The 21,975-nt window shown below is 41.2% G+C and carries 23 protein-coding genes; 10 read left to right on the top strand and 13 right to left on the bottom strand.

Annotation, left to right across the window (positions count from 1 at the left end):
• Positions 1–35: 35 nt before the first annotated feature.
• Complete coding sequence (locus SC428_RS08530; protein WP_318707069.1) at positions 36–1,745, bottom strand: sensor histidine kinase; 1,710 nt, start codon at positions 1,743–1,745, stop codon at positions 36–38.
• A 460-nt stretch (positions 1,746–2,205) separates the two neighbouring features.
• Here SC428_RS08530 and SC428_RS08525 point away from each other — a divergent pair, with 460 nt between their 5' ends.
• The 6 genes from SC428_RS08525 to SC428_RS08500 all read left to right on the top strand — a co-directional run bounded on the left by SC428_RS08525 (position 2,206) and on the right by SC428_RS08500 (position 8,086).
• The gene (locus tag SC428_RS08525; protein ID WP_070925565.1) at positions 2,206–3,177 is read left to right on the top strand and encodes an HlyD family secretion protein; all 972 of its coding nucleotides are present in this window, start codon (positions 2,206–2,208) and stop codon (positions 3,175–3,177) included.
• A gap of 11 nt (positions 3,178–3,188) precedes the next feature.
• Positions 3,189–4,334, top strand: coding sequence for an ABC transporter permease (locus SC428_RS08520; protein WP_070925564.1), 1,146 nt, complete (start codon positions 3,189–3,191; stop codon positions 4,332–4,334).
• Entirely contained in the window at positions 4,334–5,491 is a 1,158-nt protein-coding gene (locus tag SC428_RS08515; protein WP_070925563.1) for an ABC transporter permease, read from the top strand. The genes SC428_RS08520 and SC428_RS08515 overlap by 1 nt, the downstream gene beginning before the upstream one ends.
• Positions 5,492–5,732: 241 nt before the next feature.
• Entirely contained in the window at positions 5,733–6,140 is a 408-nt protein-coding gene (locus SC428_RS08510) for a DUF350 domain-containing protein (RefSeq protein WP_070925562.1), read from the top strand.
• Between the two features lie 15 nt (positions 6,141–6,155).
• Positions 6,156–6,890, top strand: a complete 735-nt coding sequence (locus SC428_RS08505; RefSeq protein WP_070925561.1) for a DUF1190 domain-containing protein — start codon at positions 6,156–6,158, stop codon at positions 6,888–6,890.
• 2 nt (positions 6,891–6,892) lie between these two features.
• A complete protein-coding gene (locus SC428_RS08500; RefSeq protein ID WP_070925560.1) occupies positions 6,893–8,086 on the top strand; it encodes a glutathionylspermidine synthase family protein in 1,194 nt (397 codons plus the stop codon).
• Between the two features lie 291 nt (positions 8,087–8,377).
• Here the strand turns inward: SC428_RS08500 and SC428_RS08495 are convergent, their stop codons facing one another.
• Both SC428_RS08495 and ubiU read right to left on the bottom strand, forming a co-directional pair.
• Positions 8,378–9,253 carry a U32 family peptidase gene (locus tag SC428_RS08495; RefSeq protein ID WP_318707053.1) on the bottom strand — a complete coding sequence of 292 codons (876 nt, stop codon included), beginning with the start codon at positions 9,251–9,253 and terminating at the stop codon, positions 8,378–8,380.
• 12 nt (positions 9,254–9,265) lie between these two features.
• A complete protein-coding gene (ubiU, locus tag SC428_RS08490; RefSeq protein WP_318707051.1) occupies positions 9,266–10,261 on the bottom strand; it encodes a ubiquinone anaerobic biosynthesis protein UbiU in 996 nt (331 codons plus the stop codon).
• Positions 10,262–10,743: 482 nt separating this feature from the next.
• Here ubiU and ubiT point away from each other — a divergent pair, with 482 nt between their 5' ends.
• Positions 10,744–11,268 (top strand): ubiquinone anaerobic biosynthesis accessory factor UbiT, encoded by a 525-nt coding sequence (ubiT, locus tag SC428_RS08485; RefSeq protein ID WP_070925558.1) that lies wholly within the window; start codon positions 10,744–10,746, stop codon positions 11,266–11,268.
• Positions 11,262–11,765: a GNAT family N-acetyltransferase gene (locus tag SC428_RS08480; RefSeq protein WP_070925557.1), complete on the top strand. Its 504-nt coding sequence runs from the start codon at positions 11,262–11,264 to the stop codon at positions 11,763–11,765. Before ubiT ends, SC428_RS08480 begins: the two co-directional genes overlap by 7 nt.
• Here the strand turns inward: SC428_RS08480 and SC428_RS08475 are convergent.
• Entirely contained in the window at positions 11,738–12,049 is a 312-nt protein-coding gene (locus tag SC428_RS08475) for a GIY-YIG nuclease family protein (protein WP_070925556.1), read from the bottom strand. The two genes, SC428_RS08480 and SC428_RS08475, sit on opposite strands and share 28 nt — an antisense overlap.
• Positions 12,050–12,344: 295 nt before the next feature.
• Here SC428_RS08475 and SC428_RS08470 point away from each other — a divergent pair, with 295 nt between their 5' ends.
• Together SC428_RS08470 and SC428_RS08465 are read left to right on the top strand one after the other, a co-directional pair.
• The gene (locus SC428_RS08470; protein WP_070925555.1) at positions 12,345–12,596 is read left to right on the top strand and encodes a DUF1471 domain-containing protein; all 252 of its coding nucleotides are present in this window, start codon (positions 12,345–12,347) and stop codon (positions 12,594–12,596) included.
• 153 nt (positions 12,597–12,749) lie between these two features.
• Complete coding sequence (locus SC428_RS08465) at positions 12,750–13,187, top strand: YhbP family protein (protein WP_070925554.1); 438 nt, start codon at positions 12,750–12,752, stop codon at positions 13,185–13,187.
• On the opposite strand, the gene nrdG is transcribed toward SC428_RS08465, so the two are convergent.
• The 9 genes from nrdG to phnT all read right to left on the bottom strand — a co-directional run bounded on the left by nrdG (position 13,184) and on the right by phnT (position 21,969).
• Positions 13,184–13,648, bottom strand: coding sequence for an anaerobic ribonucleoside-triphosphate reductase-activating protein (nrdG, locus tag SC428_RS08460; protein ID WP_070925671.1), 465 nt, complete (start codon positions 13,646–13,648; stop codon positions 13,184–13,186). The two genes, SC428_RS08465 and nrdG, sit on opposite strands and share 4 nt — an antisense overlap.
• Positions 13,649–13,652: 4 nt before the next feature.
• Positions 13,653–15,791: an anaerobic ribonucleoside-triphosphate reductase gene (gene nrdD / locus SC428_RS08455; protein WP_318707042.1), complete on the bottom strand. Its 2,139-nt coding sequence runs from the start codon at positions 15,789–15,791 to the stop codon at positions 13,653–13,655.
• Positions 15,792–16,197: 406 nt separating this feature from the next.
• On the bottom strand, positions 16,198–16,644 hold the full coding sequence (locus tag SC428_RS08450; protein ID WP_140185954.1) for a GNAT family N-acetyltransferase: 447 nt from the start codon (positions 16,642–16,644) through the stop codon (positions 16,198–16,200).
• Between the two features lie 332 nt (positions 16,645–16,976).
• Positions 16,977–17,363, bottom strand: a complete 387-nt coding sequence (gene ridA / locus SC428_RS08445) for a 2-iminobutanoate/2-iminopropanoate deaminase (protein WP_070925551.1) — start codon at positions 17,361–17,363, stop codon at positions 16,977–16,979.
• 108 nt (positions 17,364–17,471) lie between these two features.
• Complete coding sequence (gene pyrI / locus SC428_RS08440; RefSeq protein ID WP_070925550.1) at positions 17,472–17,936, bottom strand: aspartate carbamoyltransferase regulatory subunit; 465 nt, start codon at positions 17,934–17,936, stop codon at positions 17,472–17,474.
• A gap of 13 nt (positions 17,937–17,949) precedes the next feature.
• A complete protein-coding gene (pyrB, locus tag SC428_RS08435) occupies positions 17,950–18,885 on the bottom strand; it encodes an aspartate carbamoyltransferase (RefSeq protein WP_070925549.1) in 936 nt (311 codons plus the stop codon).
• A 312-nt stretch (positions 18,886–19,197) separates the two neighbouring features.
• Positions 19,198–19,995 (bottom strand): 2-aminoethylphosphonate ABC transport system, membrane component PhnV, encoded by a 798-nt coding sequence (phnV, locus tag SC428_RS08430; RefSeq protein ID WP_140185952.1) that lies wholly within the window; start codon positions 19,993–19,995, stop codon positions 19,198–19,200.
• Positions 19,989–20,858 (bottom strand): 2-aminoethylphosphonate ABC transporter permease subunit, encoded by an 870-nt coding sequence (phnU, locus tag SC428_RS08425; protein WP_318707036.1) that lies wholly within the window; start codon positions 20,856–20,858, stop codon positions 19,989–19,991. The genes phnV and phnU overlap by 7 nt, the downstream gene beginning before the upstream one ends.
• A 1-nt stretch (position 20,859) precedes the next feature.
• Positions 20,860–21,969 carry a 2-aminoethylphosphonate ABC transport system ATP-binding subunit PhnT gene (gene phnT / locus SC428_RS08420; RefSeq protein ID WP_412544608.1) on the bottom strand — a complete coding sequence of 370 codons (1,110 nt, stop codon included), beginning with the start codon at positions 21,967–21,969 and terminating at the stop codon, positions 20,860–20,862.
• Between the last annotated feature and the right edge of the window lie 6 nt (positions 21,970–21,975).

Below are 21,975 nucleotides of genomic sequence, written 5' to 3'. Positions count from 1 at the left end.
TTTATCTATGCTTTTCCTCTATCTTCGCTTGTCGCTTACCTGCAATTTGGATTAGTTAGAGTACATGTTAAAACGTAAGGCAATCGTAACTGTACGCGTGTAAATTGCTCTGGCTCATATTCCACACTCACACCATATTGTTCGCCATATTTAAGTTTAAGGCGCTTATCGACTAGGCTCATACCCAATCCATCACTTTGTGTAGTGGGTTGATAGCAGCCGGCATTGTCTTCTATCTCAATATATACTTGCTCACCGCGTATATAACTTCTTATTGTAATATATCCAGTATCTAATAACTGTGAAGTACCGTGTTTAATTGCATTCTCTACAATGGGTTGTAGTGAAAAGGCAGGTAATTTAACTTGTTTTAAGTGTTCTGGTATATCTAGCTCTATATGTAATTTTTCTTGGAAACGTGCTTTTTCTATCTGTAAGTAAGCATTCACATGTTCTAATTCTTCGCCTAATGTGGCGCCTTGCTCTGGACGCTTGAGGTTATTTCTAAAGAAGGTCGAAATATACTGAACGAGTTGACCTGCTTGCTGGCTATCTCGGCGAATAACTGCTTGCAATGTATTTAAGACATTAAATAAAAAGTGTGGATTCACCTGTGCATGTAATAACTTCACTTCAGATTGTAATAAAGATTGTTTATTACGTTCATATTGCCCCGCGAGGATCTGAGCCGAAAACAAACTGGCGATACCTTCACCCAGTGTCCGGTTAATAGAACTGAATAGCCGATTCTTCGCTTCATAAAGTTTAATGGTACCAATAACGCGTTCATTTTCACCTCTAAGTGGGATAACAAGTGCGGATCCAAGCTTACATGTGGGGCTTAAAGAACATTTATAAGGTGTTTCATTACCATCTGCATAAACCACTTCATTGTTATCAATAGCTCGCCTCGATTGCTCTGAGGCAATAGGCGTTCCTGGACAATGATGATCAGCACCAATACCAATAAAGGCTAAAATTTTCTCTCTATCCGTGATGGCAACGGCACCAATTTCGAGTTCTTGATAGATAATTTTAGCGACTTTCATGCTGTTATCTGTATTAAACCCCTTACGTAAGATCCCATCAGTACAGAGCGCAATTTTTAAGGCTTGGGCTGAAAATGCAGTGGTATATTTTTCAACAATGGCACGGCGGTCGAGCAAAATACGAATAAACATTGCCGCACCAATCGTATTAGCAATGACCATGGGCGCTGCGATATTTTTAACCAGCTCTAAGGCTTCGTCGAAAGGGCGTGCTAATAATAAAATAATGAGCATTTGGATGATTTCAGCCACAAAGGTGACACAGCTAGCGGTGAGAGGGTTAAATATTTTATCTATTTGTCCACGCTTCATGTAGTAGCGATGTACCAGTCCACCAATCAGCCCTTCAGCAATTGTTGATACCATACAGCTGAAGGCGGTCATTCCTCCTAGAGAATATCGGTGTAGGCCGCCTGTAAAACCGACGGCAAAGCCAACAGCAGGTCCACCGAGCAGACCGCCAAGGACTGAGCCGATAGCACGTGTGTTAGCGATTGAATCATTAATGTGTAAACCAAAATAGGTTCCCATCACACAAAAAACTGAGAAAATGACGTAACACATCACTTTATGTGGCAGACGAATTGTCACTTTTAATAAAGGGATGACAAGTGGGGTTTTACTCAGCGCCCATGCTATGACTAAATAAACACACATCTGCTGCAAGAGCAGCAGGATCAGATCGAACTCGTACATTAAGGTTTCCAGTTTTGCTGCTTTAAGAGGGCGATTGTTGTGTAACCGACTGATAGCGATTGTAGCGTAATGGGCTGATAGGAGAATAGTGATTTGGTCAAGCTATGCTATCTTTATACTGGTTATACTCGTCATACTTCAAGTTGCAGCGTTGTTGGCTACGTTCACTCACGTCAGTCATATTGTTTTCTCTGCGCCTAGCGATTGGTTCACTTGTCGCCTAGCTGCACCTCGAATTATTTAGAGTATATAATGCCTCTTATAGAGATGTTAACGATGTTTAACTGTACTTTGCATTATGTAGAGTATATTTGACATAAGACTGTAATTGGTTCAATAATAGACGTTTTCCCCTTCTATGTGTGACCTTGCGCACAAATTTATTAACGCTGTATCGGCAATTACTGCGATAATTTTATTGCCATAGTTTCCTCCGTGATTATTTAAGGTTTTACTAATAATGAAAAAAAGAACAATAGCACTGATTTTGTTGATGCTGATTTTGATAGCGGCGGCGGCACTTTTTCATTCCCATAACCAATTTTTATTATTACAAGGTGAAGTTGACGCACCTGAAGTTATGGTGACATCGAAAGCCAAAGGGCGAGTGATTGAACGTCATGTCGAGCGCGGAGATGATGTTAAAAAAGGGCAGCTGTTAATTACATTAGAAAGTCCTGAGCTAGCAGCCCAGTATGCGGCACTGAAAGCCGCAAGAGATCAAGCTCAGGCACAACTCGATCAATCACTTCATGGAACTCGTGAAGAGACCATCCGTAATTTACAAGCATCATTGTCGCAAGCGGAATCTCAGTATCAGAATGCCACTCGTGAATACAACCGTTTAAGCAATTTATCGGGTAAAGGATATGTGTCAGCGAATGAGCTTGATAACTCACGTAAAGCTAAAGATGTAGCTTTTCAGCAAGTTCAAGGCGCGAAAGCACAACTTGAAGAGGCGAAAAACGGTGACCGCATTGAACTGCGCCAAAAATATCAGGCAGAGCTCAATGAAGCAGAGCAAAAACTAGCTGAACTACAAGTACAACTCGATGATTTACAAGTTAAAGCCCCTGTTGATGGTGAAGTTGGTCCAATTCCCGCTGAAGTGGGGGAAATTTTCAATGCAGGTAGTCCATTACTCACCATGGTCCGCATCCCCCAAGCGTATTTTATTTATAACTTACGTGAAGACATCCTTGTTGATGTGAAAAAAGGCGATAAGGTTCAGCTTGATGTGCCTGCGTTAGGTGATAAAAAGATTGAAGCAGAAGTGCGTTACATTGCGCCGAAAGGGGATTACGCAACGAAAAGGGCAACTCGAGCCACAGGTGATTTTGACTTGAAAACCTTTGAAGTCCGTTTGTATCCGTTGGGATCCATTGATGGTCTAAGACCTGGTATGAGCGTGTTATGGCGTTGGGATAAATAAAAGGCGCGAATATGAAATTAAAATTCGCTTGGCATGGTTTTGAACATGCTTTTAGTCGAGAAACACAAGCCGCCATTCGTAGCCCAGTTTTTCATTGGTTAAGCTGGTTATTTCCGCTGATGCTATTTACGTTGGTAAGTGCTAACTTTTCAGAAGGCACGCTGATGGATCTCCCCGTTTCTGTGGTGGATAACGATATCAGCCCAGCCTCAAGACTCGTGGTGAGAGACTTAAATGCGGGGCCTCATGCAGACGTTAAAGCGATTGATAATAACCTCAATACGTCATTAAAACGCTTGGCGAGTGCGAAAGATTATGCACTGCTATATATTCCAACCAATTTTGAAGCAGACGTGTTGCGTGGGCGTCAGCCCGAACTGCGTATGTATTACAATGCGTTATTCTATGCTTCAGGCAGTTATGCCATTCAAGATTTTAGTGGATTAGTCGCTGAACTGAATGCGAAATATCGTACTCAATTAGCGAGCTCCATGGGGAAAGCATTGCCGCAATTGGCACAAGTGACACTTTCCTACGATAGCTTATTTAATCCAAGTGGTAGTTATATCTATTATCAGCAATTTGCAGCGACGATCCATATGTTGCAGCTATTTGTGGTGACTTGCACTATCTATACGTTATCGCGTAGCTCTATATTACAAAGTGTGAAACCGTTTTCGATGGCAGTTTTAGGGAAAATGGCACCTTATACGCTATTTTTTACTACATTATTAGTGGTGGAATTGGCCGCGTTAGTGAGCATTTTTGATGCTAAGGTGGTGGGTAATCCTTTATACATGATAATGGTTGGCTTTTTTTATGTGATAGCGGCGCAAAGTATCGGTTTATTACTGTTTAGCTTCACCTCTAGTGCGATTATGGCCTACAGCTTAATTGGGATGTTAGTCAGTATCGCCTTGGCCTTTTCAGGTATGGCGGTGCCTGAATTATCAATGATTTTACCTGCTCAAATCATTTCCAACATTGAGCCACTGACGCATACACTTAACGCCATGTTTGATATTTTCTTACGTGAAATTTCATTTATGCGAATTGTGGAAGTGTGTTTGTTTTTACTGATTTATCCAATCGTCACCGCTTTTTTGATCCGTAAGCGATTACCTAAACGGATTGCAGCTCAAGGAGGGGAACTCTAATGCAAATGTATTTTGCAACCTTCCGTAAAGTGTTGCTCGGTATGTTGGATAAACCAATGTGGTTATTATTGCTGGTTTCTTTATGCGTAATGAGTTTGGTGTATGCAAAACCTGTTTTGTGGGATTTGCCCGTTGCGGTTATCGATCAGGATCATAGTGTTGCGAGCCGTGCATTAATTCGTGATTTAGATGCAGCACCTAAGGTCGTGTTGCACAGCTATGACAATTTGGCTCAAGCGCGCAAAGACATGATTGACCGGAAATTGTTTGCCATCATTATCATCCCAACAGATTTTGAAAAATTCTTACTCAATGGAAAAAACATCACCGTACCTGTCTATGGTGATGCGACAAACCGCTTAGCCAGTGGTCAGATCCAACAAGAGTTAGTAAGTGCTTACCAAACGTTGTTGAATAGCTATAACACTCAGCTGCTGGTGGATTCAGGTTATAGTAAGCAACAAGCAGAAGTGATTATTACGCCAATTCGAAGTGTAACTGAGCCTCTTTATAACCCTGGAGTCAGTTTTGCGGCGATTGTGTTTCCAGGGCTGTTAGTTATGTTATTACAGCACTCATTGTTGATTGCTTGTGTGCGTGTCAGTATCGCTATCCGTGGAACACCTAAGGGTAAGCCACCGCTGGCCGTGTATTTAGGCGCACTTTCAGCGCTGATCCCAATATGGCTATTTTTATCGACAGTATTTTTTGCCTTATGGCCATGGATCCTTGGATATCGGCAAGAAGCACCATTATACCAGCTGTGGATGCTGACTTTCCCATTCTTACTTGCCGTATTAGGGCTCGGCAAGTTAGTGACTGAGTGTCTACGTAGTGTTGAAATGATTTATCTGACGCTGGCATTTATTACGACACCTGTATTTTATATGTCAGGGACAATTTGGCCATTACAAGCGATGCCTGAGTGGGTACGAATGATCGCTTACGCTTTACCGTCTACTTGGGCTACGAGTGCCATGGCTGGTATCAACCAAATGGGGCTTCCGTTCAGTGGGGTGCTAATGGATATTGTCATGATGTTAGTGCTTGGTGTGATTTATACCGTCATCGGTGTGTTTATTGGCATGTTGCGGGATGGTGAGCTACGTCATATCTCTCATATTATTCATCGTTGGCGCAAACAGCATCATGAATAATCGAAAAACGGGCGCAGTCCCGTTTTTTTTACATCGTAATTTTCATGATTAAAAATAGAGTGGAGTTGTTATTTTAAGTTTATTTAATTCAAAGCTAAAATATACTCTATATTGTAGTATTTAATTAATTTTTTAATCATATTAAGAATGATGATTAATCATTTTGTAAGAACTTATTTAATTGAGTTTATTTTTAAAATAGATTGATATAAATTTCAGCCCTTAATTAAAAGGGGCATTTATGGACGTTTCTATTATACTTTCAGCATTACTTTCTTTTATCAGCTACTTTTTCATTGGTACTATTATGGTACTGGTGTTTCTGTTTATTTATACGCGTATTTCTCGACATAATGAGTGGGTGTTGATTAAGCAAAACAATACAGCCGCAGGTATTGCGTTTATTGGTGCGATGATCGGCTATATCACGCCTTTATCGAGCGCGATATCTCATTCGGTGAGTATTTTGGATTGTGTTATTTGGGGCGTTATTGCTTTATTGGTTCAATTATTAGTACTCGGTGCAACCAAAATATATATGCCTAAAATTAGCGAAAAAATTGAACAAAATAATATCTCTGCTGGTTTATTTTTAGGTGGGACATCGCTTGGATTTGGTATTTTGAACGCTGTCAGCATGAGTTATTAATCAAAAAAATGCACTATGAATAAGAAAAATAAAACGAAATATCATAAGCGAAAAAAGAAGGCCGGCTATAAGGGGTATCCACAGCTTAAACGAGTTGGTGTGAGTACTAAAGAGGAGCGGAAAGGATCAGGGTTATTGACACTAGTTATTATGAGTGGAGCGGTATTTTTTGGTTTACGCAGCTGCGATCAAGAGTCGGAAGCGCCTAAAATCACGCTATTTAAGGATACCAATGACTGCGTGCAAGCGGGATATAACCTTTCTTTTTGTGCACAAAAACAAGAGGAAGCGCAGCAAGAATTAATACGAAATATGGCGACATATAGCCAGCTCGATGTTTGCGAAAATTTATACGGTATAGGCAATTGTATACAGAGTAAGCGTAAATTAAGTCGCTCACAGTATGATCAATGTTTGGCGGAAAATGCTACCCCCGAATATTGTGATCGTTTGAGTGAGCAGGATGTTTATGGCCCTAAACTGGCTGGGTTTTCAATTGATGAATCTCCTGAAGCAGTGCAACGCTATAGCTCAACACATACTCACTCATCGGGGAGCTATTATTTTTCTAGAGCTCGTCCATTTTATTCTACTCGATATGAGCCTAATGTTTACCGTGAAGTGGGGTCATCAGAAAAGTGGCTTTCCGATGGTTCAAATAAGTTAAAACCTGCTAATTATCATCATAATTCAACCCGCACGACATCTCGAGGTGGTTTCGGGAACAAATCGAAAAGTAAGGGTGGGTAATTATGTTAAGAATACCACTTAAACCTAGAGAGAATTTAAATCAGATAGCTGAAGATTATGGTTTTAACTTTCATATTATTGATGATGAAATCTATTGGGATGAATCACACGCCTATTGTTTTACATTAGATCAGATTGAAACGGGTATTGAAGATCCCACCGCTGAATTACATCAAATGTGCTTAGAGGTTGTTGATACAGCAATCAATGATGAGTTGGTTCTCAATCAATTGGCGATCCCTGAATTGTATTGGGATGCAATAGCCGATAGCTGGAAGACGAATAAATCTTCACTTTATGGGCGAATGGATTTCTCATGGAATGGTTATAGTACTGCAAAACTACTGGAATATAATGCAGATACACCAACATCGCTTTATGAATCTGCATTCTTTCAATGGCAATGGCTGTCTGAGATGACGGCATGTGGTTTATTACCGACTAATGCCGATCAATTTAATTCCATTCAAGAAAAACTGATCCAGCGTTTTTTACTGTGGCGAAATGAATACCCATTCTATTTTTGTTGCTGTGAAGATTCGATTGAAGACAGAGGAACGGTTCTATATTTGGAAGACTGTGCTAGCCAAGCAGGGTTACAAACTCAGTTTCTGTATATGGAAGAGGTTGGTTTAGGGGTTGGTGGGGTTTTTACTGATCTGCAAGATCAAATCATCCATCAAGGTTTTAAATTATACCCTTATGAGTGGATGTTTCAGGATGATTATGGGCCCGTATTGCGTAGTCAGCGTACAGAATGGGTTGAACCATTGTGGAAATCGATTTTAAGTAATAAAGGGTTATTGCCTTTATTATGGCGTTATTTTCCTAACCATCCTAATTTATTACCGGCTTATTTTGCCGATGAGCAGATTAATATTGTCGGCAAACTTAAACAGGACATGGGCAATAATTGGCAAGGTTTTACCACAAAGCCACTATTTTCACGTGAAGGCGCCAATGTTTCTCTATTCCTTAATCACGAAAATGAGGTTATAACGGAAGAATTTGGTGAATATGCACATGAACCGCGAATTTATCAGGCCAGTGCATTATTACCTAAATTTGGCTCTGACTATACATTAATAGGCAGTTGGGTCATTGGTGATGAGCCAGCAGGAATAGGTATTCGAGAAGATAGATCATTAATTACCAAAGACACGTCTCGCTTTGTTCCGCATTATATTATGGGTTAATTAATTACGTGATACTGTAATTTGCATACATTTGGTTTTTCTTATCGTATTTGACTAGCAAGATGTCTCATTTCTTGTATAACGATAATAACTCATCAAATGTTTACTGTTCCCATTTATGGGGTATTGATGTCGGCTTTGAGCAAAGAGGTCACGAATTCCACTATTGATAGATATATGAGTGAATTAAGTTCTTATATAAATAGATATTGTAAAATAATTGGATTGAAATCGATGTCTGTATTTTTATAGGGTGTGAATACGGCACTCACACCCTATAAAATAATACCTCTAATCCACCATCTCTAACCCTGCAACTTGTCGCCAGTAACCATTACAATCTTTATCATCAATAGGGAGAGGGGCTTTCCCTGTTTGATTGGCTTTAAATTGAGTCAGTACTGCCAGTGAATCGATACTGTCAGGGGAAATACGCACAATATCCACTAAATCGTTCATTGACGTTTGCTCATTACCTAAATTGTAGCAATAACCACTTTGTGTTTGCAGGCCATTGAGGGTGAAAACTTGCTGTTGCTCTTGAGATAACACCTTGCGGCCTTGTGGGTAATGAATACAACAAGTCTCACAATCATCTTTAGCCCTGTTTTCTGAACGTGCGGTGAAACAGCGAGCCGAATAAGCCAGTGGAAGGCGCCCATAGCTCATCACTTCAACTTCAAACTTATTGCGGATTTTTAATTCATCACATTGATTTAGCAAATTAATGAGCCAATCTCTAGATAGCTCGACAGGCATACACCAACGCATCATACCTTGGCGTAATAAGATATTCAGTGCTTGGGCGTTATAGCAATTCAGTCCATGACCAGCAATAAAAGGCAGTTTGCGTTCAGCTAGCATGTTAACGACACCAAAATCATGTGCTTCAACGAGAAAATCACCGTTATCAACTAATTTGCTGATCTCTTTAAGTTCAGAAGGTGCTTGTAATAGCGCTAATGTACTTAAAATAATTTGTTTACCACTTGCGGAGAGCTGTTTTGCAAGATCAATCCAATCTGCGGGCTTCATCGCACGCCGTTTACTACAAACGGTTTCACCTAGATAGATAATATCTGCATCACTTTGGGCGGCTAATTGATAAAATTCGTAAAGTTTGTGTTTGGGCCAGTAATACAGCACTGATCCTAATGAATACTGCATATTTGACTCCTTTTATTGCCATTCACGGTGATAGGCACCCAGCGTAGTTTGGCTGCCTTCAGAAAGATCCCCGAGTGTTTTTAGCCATTGAGGCTCTGCCATAAATGCGGTTGGATTAGCATTGTATTTATCGATGGCCTGCCGCCAAATACGTGTTACTTCAGTGACATAAGCAGGACTTCTTTGGCGACCTTCAATTTTCACTGAGGCAATATTAGCAGCCATTAGGTCAGGTAATAGCTCAATAGTATTGAGGCTTGTGGGCTCTTCAAGCACATGGTACTTATGGCCATCGACTAAATAACGGCCTTTACAGAGTGTAGGATAGCCCGCATTTTCATTGCCTTGATAGTTGTCGATTAGCACTTCATTAAGGCGTGATTCCATCCCGCGTGGGGTTCGTTGCCAACGAACAAAGCGGGCTGGTGAGCAAGCTCCAACCGTATTGGGTGATTCGCCCGTAAGGTAAGATGACAGATAGCAGCGTCCTTCTGCCATAATGCATAGGCTACCAAAGGCAAAAACCTCTAAAGGGACAGGGCTACTTTTTGCTAATTGTTTGACTTGGTGAATGGATAACACACGAGGTAATACAACTCTATGCACTTCAAAGTTGCGTGCATAGAAACGGATCGCCTCTGTATTAGTGGCCGAAGCTTGTACTGAAACGTGGCGCTCTATATGTGGGTATTTGTTTGCTGCATATTCCAACATGGCCAGATCGGCGAGGATCAGCGCATCAGCACCGAGTGATGCAGCGAGATCAACAGAATCTTTCCAGCGCTGAAAGCCATTAGGATGAGCAAAGGTGTTGATCGCAATATGAAGTTTACGTTTACGGCTGTGAATGTAGCGTTCGGCTTCATGAAGTTTTTTTTCAGTAAAGTTAAGCCCTGCGAAGTGGCGTGCATTAGTATCATTTTTTAGGCCGATGTAGACAGCATCAGCACCATTATCTACAGCTGCTTTGAGGGCGGGTAAGTTGCCAGCTGGGCAGAGTAATTCCATGAGAATTGTTCCAGAGTAGAAATTCGACAATTTAGCATTGTAGTCAACTCATCAGGTCTACATTTTGATTTAAGGCAGTGAATGAGGGATTAAACCATTATAAATTTGTGGTTATTTTCAACAGTAATTGTTGATATTTTGTGCGGATTGCGGTGTGGTTGTGATGGTGAATTGGTGATTTTCACAAATTAATACTGGTCGTATGTGTAAATCTTGATATAGGATCAAATGAATAAATCTATTTTCTGTCAATATACATATCATATTTCAAGTTGCAGCGTTGTTGGTTTGGTTGACTCGCGCGAGTCACATTGATGTATGTTTCTTGCAGCGCATTTATTTATCGCCTAGTTGCATCTCGAATTATTTAGAGTTTATATGGTCTGCATATAATCAGGTATACCGCTATTGATTTCTGTTGGTTGCTTTATAGAAGTGCGTAACTGTTAGCAGATAGGCAAAAATGATAAGGGAGTCGTACTATGTTAGGAAAAATTCGTTCTCAACTTATTTCAAAAGGTCCTTCATTACTGAAGCTGCCTTTAAAAGTGACCCCATTCGCCATACAGCGTCAAGTGTTAGAACAGCTGCTTAGCTGGCAGTTTCGTGAGTCGGTCAAAGAAGGAGAGTTGGATTTTCTTGAGGGGAAATGGCTGAAAGTTGAAGTCAGTGACCTTAACTTAGTTTGGTTCATTAGTCTACAAAATGGCATATTGGTGGTGCGCTCTGATGAGCAAGCCGATGTGCATGTGTGTGCAGCGGCGAATGATCTGATCCTGATTGCGGCACGTAAAGAAGATCCTGATACGTTGTTTTTCCAACGTCGATTGGTGATTGAAGGTGATACGGAGCTAGGTTTATACGTCAAAAACCTAATGGATGCGTTTGAGCTAGAAAATATGCCGGCGCCACTACGTTTTGCATTATTACAACTGGCGGACTTTATCAAAGCTGCCCAACAAGATGAGGACACTGAGTCTAAAAGCTCTGTGGTTGTTTCATGCTAATTCGTGTTGAGATCCCCGTTGATGCCATGGGTATTGATAAGCTGCTGCGTGAGGCATTCCCAACTGAGGCAGAAGCTAATTTAGTGCAAAAACTACGTGAAGACGGCCTATTAACCCTTGGTGTTGTTGCAACAAATGATGATGGCGAAGTTATTGGCTATGTAGGATTCACCCCTGTTGACGTCAATGATGAAGATGTCCAATGGGTTGGTCTAGCGCCTCTGGCGGTGAGAAAAGAATTTCAGAGGCAAGGTATCGGTGGGCAGTTGATCTACGAAGGGTTAGATAGCCTGAATGAGTTCGGTTATGGTGCCGTCGTGGTATTAGGAGATAGCCAGTATTATCGTCGTTTTGGCTTCGAACCTGCTTCTAAGCATAATGTTGTTTGTCCATGGCCTGAGTTACAAGAGCATTTTATGATTTGTGGATTAGAGAATGGCACATTGAGTGATCACCAAGGGAGAGTGACTTACTCTGCGCACTTTGATGCTGTTTGAATGAATAAGTAGTCAACGATATCACTAGGCTGGTCGAGTACCAGCCTTTCTTTTGCCTGTTTGCTGAGTTTTTTGATCTGAAATTCCAATTTAGATGCTGTCGAGCGATCTCCCACCGCACCATTAAACACTAAAGTCAGTGGTAATTTACCTTTCAGTGCTTTTGCACCTTTTCCTTCTTGATGTTGTGTAAAACGGCGTTGGACATCCGTGGTGATCCCACAATATAACCTGTTATTTTTCTCTCTAATTAGGTAGATGTGCCAAATTTTTTGCGTATTCATTTGCTTTTGTTGCCCTATTTTTATCTTTCTGTGCTGAAATCAAAGGAGAAAAAAGATGCCAAAATGTGAAAAGTTATCGAATAAAGATAAATGTAACATACTAAATTATAAACAAAAAATGACACGCAGTGTTCATGAATTTGTCATCAATACCATCTATCTAGATCAAATAATTTGAATGACAACAGCAAAATTAGCTAATTTTCATTATCAATTAAAGTGCATAATATGATCCATATCACAGGGGGACAGTAAAATCCCCTGATAAAAACTGAATCTCAATGAGGAAAACATTATGAAAAAATCAACATTAGTTGCTGCAACTTTAGCTTTAAGTGCTATTTCATTTGGAACAATGGCTGCTGAAGAAGTTCAACATTCTAGCCAACCAGCCGCAGGTTATGTTTCAGTAACAGGCGCTGTAAGTGTAAATGATCTGACCGCACAATTGGCCAAAAAAGCTGATGAAGCTGGTGCAAGTTCATTCCGCGTAATTTCTGCTGGTGGTGAAAACTCAATGAATGGTGTTGCTGCAATCTATAAATAGTAGTATTCGTCATACTGTGACGATATGAACCATATAGGTTATAGTGGTTAGCAAATTACCCATTTCTAAACGTTCAGAACAGCTTAAGCACGCTCGATGACATGAAATAGTGTATAAAGAGCGTGTTCTGAACGGCTAACTTAGGTTTTTGCGATGAATACCCAACAATCCTTACAACATATCCAGCGTTATTTTTCTCGCCAACACGTCTTTTCACTATTTACTTATCAAGATAATGATATCTGGCCTGCCAGTTGCTATTATGCATTTGATGCTAATCAGATGAGCCTGTTTTTTATGACTGATGCGAACTCGCGTCATGGTCAATTAATGCTTCAAAACAGCCGTGTTGCTGGCACAGTCTCCGCACAAACGAAAGTCGTTAGTCAAATCCAAGGGATCCAATTTATTGGTGAGGTGGTTGCTATTGTCGAAGCGGCACAGCAAACCGCCCGTGATTTCTACTGTCGCCGCTTCCCTGTGGCGTTAACAGCAAAGTTGCCTGTATGGCGATTAGATTTGCAAGAAGTCAAAATGGTGAATAATCAATTAGGCTTTGGTAGCAAATTGTATTGGCAGCGTGATAGTTAGCGTAGCCGGTGGATCACTTGATTACTGCTTCCTCGCCAAAGCAAAGCGGGATCATGCAATTCTTGAACAAATTTCCCATCCACTAATACGTTGATGAAACTCACCACTTTCTGCTGTTCGAGGGTGAGATCTGCAAATAGATAACCCGTCCATAGCCAAATATCTTTATCAGGGCACACCGTTTTTACACGTTGTACTAATTTCAAAATGGCAGGCAGGTTTGCGGGGTGTAGTGGATCCCCGCCGGAAAGGGATAACCCTTGCCGACGGATACGTTGATCTTGCAGATCTTGGATGATTTGGTCTTCCATTACTTGTGTGAAGGGAAGACCTGAATCAATTCGCCATGTACTTTGGTTGTAGCAACCTTTGCATTGGTGGATGCAACCAGAAACAAACAGTGTACAGCGTGTTCCTGGGCCATTCACCACATCAACTGGGTAGTATTGATGGTAATTCATCGCATTAACCCAGCTGGCCATTGCCTAAATGTTTAATGCGTCGTTTGACTTCTTCTTGTTTACCCGCGTTAAATGGTCGAGCATCTGGGCTACCTAGATAACCACACACTCTGCGGATCACGGAGACGCGGTTGGTGTCATGGTTACCACAACGTGGGCACACAAAACCTTTACTGGTACAGTTAAATTCACCGGTAAATCCACATTCATAACATTCATCAATAGGCGTGTTGGTTCCATAATAAGGTACATGCTCATAGCTGTAGTCCCAAACGTCTTCAAGTGCTTTCAAGTTGTGCTGTAAGTTTGGATACTCGCCGTAGCAAATAAAACCGCCATTTGCGAGAGCAGGGTATGGCTGTTCAAAATCAATCTTATCGTATGGGTTAACGCGTTTTTCAACATCAAGGTGGAAACTGTTGGTGTAGTAACCTTTTTCCGTAACACCTTCGATAACCCCAAACTCAGCAGTATCAAGGCGACAGAAACGATCACACAAGTTTTCACTTGGGGTGCTATAAAGGCTAAAACCATAGCCTGTTTCTGCTTTCCATTCATCGGTCGCTTGGCGTAGGCGATCTACAATCGCGATGGCTTTTTCTCTTAATAATGGGTTGTCGTACACATGCTGTTGTGTACCAAATAGTGCATTGATTGTTTCATGTAAGCCAATATAGCCTAATGAAATGGATGCGCGACCATTTTTAAAGATCTCCGCCACACTATCATCTGCTTTGAGTCGTACTCCGCAGGCGCCTTCCATATATAGGATAGGTGCAACGCGTGCTTTGACATTTTCTAGGCGTGCAATGCGTGTCATCAAGGCTTTTTTGGCGATCGCCAGACGTTCTTCGAGTCGTTGCCAAAACGCGTCTTCATTGCCTTGCGCTTCAATGGCAATACGCGGCAGGTTAAGGCTAATGACACCTAAATTATTACGACCATCATGAATTTGTTGGCCATTTTCTTCGTAGATACCTAAGAAGCTGCGGCAGCCCATTGGTGTTTTAAACGAGCCTGTTACATCGACAACTTTGTCATAGTTTAAGATGTCGGGATACATGCGTTTGCTCGCACACTCTAATGCTAACTGTTTGATATCATAGTTAGGATCACCATATTGGTGATTAAGGCCTTTTTTAATAGCAAACACTAATTTAGGGAAAACGGCAGTTTTACGATTTTTACCTAACCCAGCGATACGGTTTTTTAGAATGGATTGTTGGATCAAGCGTGCTTCTTGCGATGTGCCTAAACCAAACCCAAAGGTTACGAAGGGGGTTTGACCATTGGCGGTATGCAGTGTGTTCACTTCGTATTCAAGGGATTGGAAGGCATCGTAACATTCTTTTTCGGTTTGGCTATCAGCATAGCCTTTCGCATCTTCAATGCCCCAATTGATCGCTGTTTTTAGATGTTTTTCATAGCTGATGTGGACATAAGGAGCAAGGATTTCATCAATGCGGTTGATGGTGGTGCCACCATAAATATGGCTAGCTACTTGAGCGATAATTTGGGCTGTCACTGCGGTGGCAGTGGAAATTGATTTAGGGGGTTCTATTTCGGCATTACCCATTTTAAACCCATTAGTTAACATGCCTTCAAGATCAATCAGCATACAGTTAAACATGGGGAAAAATGGCGCATAATCGAGATCGTGATAATGAATTTCACCGCGTTCGTGAGCAATAACCACATCACGTGGCAAAATATGTTGTTTAGCGTAATGCTTTGCGACAATGCCTGCGAGCAAATCACGTTGGGTAGGGATCACTTTGCTGTCTTTGTTTGCATTTTCATTGAGTAATGAAACATTGCTTTGTTCAATCAGACCGCGAATATCATGGGTCAGTTGGCTACGTTTTTCGCGTTCATTATCTCGGTCATGGCGGTATTCGATATATGCACGAGCTAGGTTCTTATAGGGGCCAGACATGAGTTGGTTTTCAACAGCATCTTGGATCAGGGCGATATCGACTTTTTCACGGTTGCCAAGTAACTCTGTGACAGTTGTTGCAACTTGAAGAGAGTAGTCATCATCCTGAATATTCACCGCCGCCGCCGCACGTTTTATGGCTTCCTGAATTCTCTGGAGGTCAAAATTCACCTGACAACCGTCACGTTTAATTACAACCGTTTTCACTGTAATGCTCCTTATTGAGTTATCCACAAGCTTAAATGGCACGAAATAGGGGATCGTGGCACTGATTAGGATATTGTGGATAAAACTGTGAATAAATACTATATGTAGTGTCTTGGTGTAATTAAAGCACAATATATAGGTTATTGCTTTTTTTTAGCTACTCTTATTTTGATCCAAAACAAGGAAAAAAATAAATTGTATGAATATCAAAAGCAGAGGAACGAAAATAAAAAAAGTTATTGAGAGCAATGAAGAGATGTTGGGTATCGAGGAGGGTATTTGATGATGATAATCATGCTGAATAGAAAATTAATTAATTTTTCGTTTATTTTAAAAGAGATAATAGCTGTTGCCGTGTGTATTCTACTTGGCAACAGCCTCATACCTTATCAGGAATAACAGCGTATTATTTTAACAGGTCAAATTTTGCTAAATATTCTCCCCAATCTGCTAAACCTTGAAATTCGAAACCAACACTTTGATAGAAGAGGTGTGCTTCAAGATTATTAGTATGATACCCAATCATTATGGTTGGAATTTTATCTTGATTTGATAATTTGATCTCATCAATTATTAAGGCCATTGCCTGCCGCCCATAGCCTAAGCGTTGATAATTTTTATCTATCATGAAACGATAAATCCAATAGTTTCCATCATCAGGATCAATGCCATACATGACTAATCCAATGAGTACCTCTTCATGCTGGATCCCTTTAACCGTGAAATTAGGTAAAAATTGAACTTCAGCAATTGAATATAAGTTGGATGCAATAAATTGGGATTGTGTTTCTGAAACTTGTAAATCGGCGCAATCTTCCCAGTTGTTTTTATCTAGCTTAACGAGCGTTACCATTAACTTCTCCTATTTAGAGAAGTACATCTTCTCTAAATTATAAATGAATAGAATAGGTGGTGAATATATTTAGTTTTTTGTTATGCATGATAACCTCCTTAACTTAAATTTATATTTTAGATCAATGAATGGTAGGGAGCCGGCTCAACTATGCAGGAATGCTAACAAAATAACAATATGCTTTAATAAATATGTTGTAAGTAAGAAATTAAGGTTGCTCATCATTGTAAAACACGTGAAGTGTGAATTTAGCTTATTGCGGGGCGTATTAATTAAGAATTGATTATATAAAGAGGGAAAAGCGATATATTTCCCTCTTTATAATATAAGTACTATTTACGAACCGCGATCGCTTCGATTTCGATTTTTACATCTTTTGGTAAGCGAGCTACCTCAACGCAAGAACGCGCTGGGAATGGGGCATTATGCTGCTTGAAGAATTCTTCATAAGTTGCATTTACTGTCGCGAAGTCATTTAAGTCTTTCACGAATACTGTGGTTTTCACGATATTCGCCGCCGTTAAACCTGCTTTTTCTAAGATTGCCGCTACATTTGCCAGTGACTGGCGAGTTTGTGCCGCGATATCTTCAGGAACTTCACCCGTTTTTGGGTTTACAGGGATCTGACCAGAGGTGATCACCATACTACCTAAATCAACGCCTTGAACGTAAGGACCGATAGCCGCTGGTGCATTTTCTGTACTGATTTCGTATGACATAACTACTCCGTTTAATCAGGTAAAATTAGCATTATATAAGGGACAGTATAAAAGCTTTGTCGCTGACATACAAAGCTCATACAAAACCGCAGTCTACGCTGATATTGTTTATTGATTATTGATCACGGCGTCTCTATCAAACTCTTTCTCACAGAATTTACAGGTTAGTGCGACTTCTTTGCCAACTTTTTTCACTTTAAAGCCACTTGAAACAGGCTCATTGTGGCTAATGCAATTACTGTTTGGGCAGACGAGTACATTATCGATATGTTCGGGTAATCTTAATTCAAGTTTCTCAACCACTTGGTAATCTTCAATACGATTCACTGTCGCTTCTGGGGCGTACATTGCCAGTTGGTTTGCTTGTTCTGGGGTTAAAAACGTATTTTCGATTTTGATTAAGTCTTTTTTACCCAAGTTATTCGACGGTAAATTTAACCCAATAGTGATGCGCTCATCGGTAAGTGTGAGCTTAAATAAGCTCAGTAATTTGAAACCAATTTGAGCAGGAATGTGGTCGATGACAGTACCGCAGCTGATAGCTTCTACTTGTAGTTTATGATCGTGTGTCATGATTGATTTCTCCTCAGATTGCCAGTTCTTTATTTAACACCAGTGATAGCAAGGCTTGTCGTGCATAAATACCATTACCTGCTTGTTGAAAATAGTAGGCGTAAGGTGTGCTATCAACATCGACGGTGATTTCATCGATACGTGGTAGTGGGTGTAGTACCTTCAGGTTTGGCTTTGCAACGTGTAAATCAGCCGCTCGCAACACAAATTGTGCCTTCACATTGGCATATTCAGAAGGGTCTAAACGCTCTTTTTGTACCCGTGTCATATAGAGAATATCGAGCTCAGGCATTACTTCATCAATATTATTATGTAGGCTATAGGTAGAGCCTTTCTCTTCCAGTAGATGCAGAATATGCACTGGCATGGATAACGCATCTGGTGCGATAAAGTAAAAGTGATTTCCTTCAAACTTAGACAGTGCCTGCGTTAGCGAGTGGACAGTTCTGCCATATTTTAGGTCACCGACCATCGCAACTTGCAGATTTTCTAAACGGCCTTGTGTTTCTTGAATGGTAAACAGATCCAACAACGTTTGCGTTGGGTGTTGGTTGGAGCCATCGCCCGCATTGATGACAGGGATATGACCTGCAAATTGACTGGCAAGACGTGCGGCACCTTCTTGTGGGTGGCGCATCACAATTGCATCTACATATTGGCTGATAACCGAAATAGTATCTGCGAGGGTTTCGCCTTTTTTACCTAAGGATGTATTAGTGCTATCCGAAAAGCCGACGACCGAGGCACCTAAGCGATGAATTGCAGTCTCAAAGGAGAGGCGTGTACGGGTTGATGCTTCAAAGAAACAACTTGCGATAACTTTATGTTTCAGAAATTCAGGCTGTTGTTGCTGTTTTAGAGAAGCAGCCACTTTGAGTACTAGCTCAAGGTCGGTGCGATCTAAATCATTAATTGAAATTATGTCGCGATGGTATAAAGGGTTCGGCATCGTTGTTCTCCTGTGTCAGCAAGATGTTTTAGGTAAAAGGCCAAAAAAAAGCCCCTCAATGAGGGGCTTTCTATCAAATACGGAGGGGAAAAACAGGCTCTCCAGACCGCCAGATGGCAGTGTAGTGGAGGTGTTCTCTGTAACAAATAGAGCGACAGCGTTCATGTTTTCTCCTGACAAATTGTGGCGCATTATACGCGTGTCTTTTCACGACGCAAGCGTTTGCATGCAGAAAAAATAAAATTTTTTTGTTATTTCGCGCTATCGACTCTCATACAATTCTGCGTAAAAAGAGAGAAATCAGTGAGATATTTATCGGCTGCTTAGTCGTTTGGCGATACGTTCCAATTGGATCATCAGCAGCAATGTCATTCCGACTAAAACAACCGTTAGTGCTGAGCCATCAGCAATATTTCCTCGGTCGGTTAAGCTAAAAATAGAAACTGGCAGTGTTGCCCATCCTGGAGGATAAAGCATCATGGTTGCGCCTAGCTCCCCTAAAGATAATGATAGGCTCAATGCTAATGCAGATATCATCCATGGCATTAATAATGGCAATGTGACATGGCATAAGCGATACCAAGGCGATGCACCTAAGCTAAAAGCAACATTTTCGATATCAGGAGAGATACGCGCTAGACCTGTTGATACATTACTAAAGGTAAATGCGCTTATCAGCACGAAATGTGCAGAGAAAATAATCCAAAATGTACCGTTCATCTGCAAATAGCCTTGGCTGAAAGCAACCAATATGCCTAGCCCGATCGAGACGGAAGGGATCGCACTGGGTAAATAGAAGGCAATACTTAAGTATTTTTGTATTTTGGGAGAATGACGGCGTAGCGCTAAAGCGGCACATAATCCACAGATTAAAGCAAATAGGCTGGCGCTAAAGCCAATTACCAGACTAGATAAAATGGCATCCCACGCAGGGCCTCGAAAGGCATTAACGAAGTGAATAAAAGTAAACCCTGAAGGTAATATTCCATTCCATTGCTGGCTAAAACTGGACATCAGGATGATGACGAGTGGCAGCAAAAAAATCACGCTAAATAAGCAGATAGCGATTGTCGCGGCAATGACACGGCCTTTTGATGACCATATTAGCATGATGATTTCCTCGTATTGATGCGACCCGCAGCCATTCGATATAAAGAGAATAAACCGAGTGACAGTAAAATATTAATTAACGCTATCATGCAGGCAACGGGGTAATTCGATTCAAGAATGGCCTTGCTATAGACCATCATCGGCAATGTATTGACCCCTTTGGCGCCAATAAATAGCACAATGCCGAATTCATTGGTGGTGAGCAGTAAACATAGGCTTCCCCCAGCAAGCAAAGCAGGTAATGCAGCGGGAAAAATGATTTGGCGGATCACACGAGCAGGATGTGCACCAAGTACGCTAGCGGCTTCGAGTTGGCTTTTATCGATTTGACGCAGAGCCGCCATCAGTGGTCGCATAATTAACGGAGTGAAAACGGTAATTTCAGCCAAAATGACGCCATTAACGGAGTAAAGAAAATCAACGGGGGGGAGTTCAAAATCAAATAACGCAATGAGTGTGCCATTTAGTAACCCAGCGGAGCCATAGATAAAGGTAAAGGCGAGGGTGATCAAAAAGGTGGGTAGTGCAATAAACGTATCAATTACTTGTGTGATAAATCGGCTGCCCGTAAAAGGGATAAAAACCAATATCACAGAGAGAATACTACCAATGATCAAACAACCCAGTGTTGCAAAAACGGCAATGTACAGTGTATTGCTTAAGCCATTGATAAAGCGACGTGATTCAACCACTTCCCAAAACGTGGTTAAACCCCATTGCCCAGACTCATTTTGTAACGCTTGTTCTGCAATCAACAACAATGGGTAAAAGAACAGCGTAGCGAGTACTAATAATGGCAATAGTACCCATAAATAGGGGGATATCTTGATAGGACGACGATCTGTTTCTATTGCTTGTGACATGTCACGCCTCAATTAAAATCGTATTTGCGGGTGAAAACCATAAAGTTAGTGGATCGCCAATTTGTGGGCTTGGATGCAAGTGAGTGACAGCAACACTTATCGTTTCATTGGCTATGTCACAGATCAAATGGGTAAGATCGCCTTTCCAATTAATAGAACGTAAAGTGGCATTTAAGTGATTGGTCGTTTCTGGGCGTGGTGACAAGCTAATATGTTGCGGACGCACGCAAACCAGTTTATGGCCACTAGAGCGTACAGCTGAGGTTTGTGCTTCAATCAGTGAGCCCAAACAACTGACCGTGATTTGCCCAGAAGGGGGGATATCCCCAAGTGCGGTGGCGGGTAGGATATTGGCTCGGCCTAAAAACTCTGCCGCAAAACGATTAGGAGGCTGGTGATAAAGGGTGTTTTTTTCACCATGCGCGACCATATATCCCTCTTTCATTATGCCAATTTTATCCCCCAACGCGAGAGCTTCGGTCTGATCATGAGTAACATAAAGGATAGTTAATTCAGGTAATTCACGATGTAAACGTGCGATCTCTTCGACCATATTATGGCGAATTTGCGCATCGAGAGCAGATAAGGGTTCATCAAGCAGTAATACCCGAGGCCGTACTGCAATGGCGCGAGCGATAGCGACACGCTGTTGTTGCCCACCAGAAAGTTGATGTGGATACCGTGTCGCATAGTCAGTCATACCTACAATTTTCAGTGCTTCAATCACACGTTCATTGACCAACGATTTAGGCTGTTTTTGCGCTCGTAGCCCAAAGGCAACATTATCTTCAACCTTCATATGAGGGAATAAGGCATAGTTTTGTACCACCATACCAAGCCCTCTTTGATAAGGCGGAAGATGGGTGATATCCGTATCACCCAGTAAAATACGTCCGCTGTCTGGTTGTGCAAAGCCGGCAATAGCGCGTAAAACAGTCGTTTTCCCTGAGCCAGATGGTCCGATAAGCACTAAAATTTCACCGGGCTCGATGGTCAGTGATAACGGTTTAAGTACCACGTTGTCATGATAGGACACTCTTAATGAATCAAGGGTGATCCCTGAATGTGCTGCCGTTTGTATCGTTGAATTAGTCATTTTTTTCATCAACATATCTGT

It is taken from the genome of Providencia sp. 2023EL-00965, assembly GCF_033550225.1.
GTDB classification, from domain to species: domain Bacteria; phylum Pseudomonadota; class Gammaproteobacteria; order Enterobacterales; family Enterobacteriaceae; genus Providencia; species Providencia manganoxydans.
This window is presented reverse-complemented; position numbering and strand designations above follow the sequence as displayed.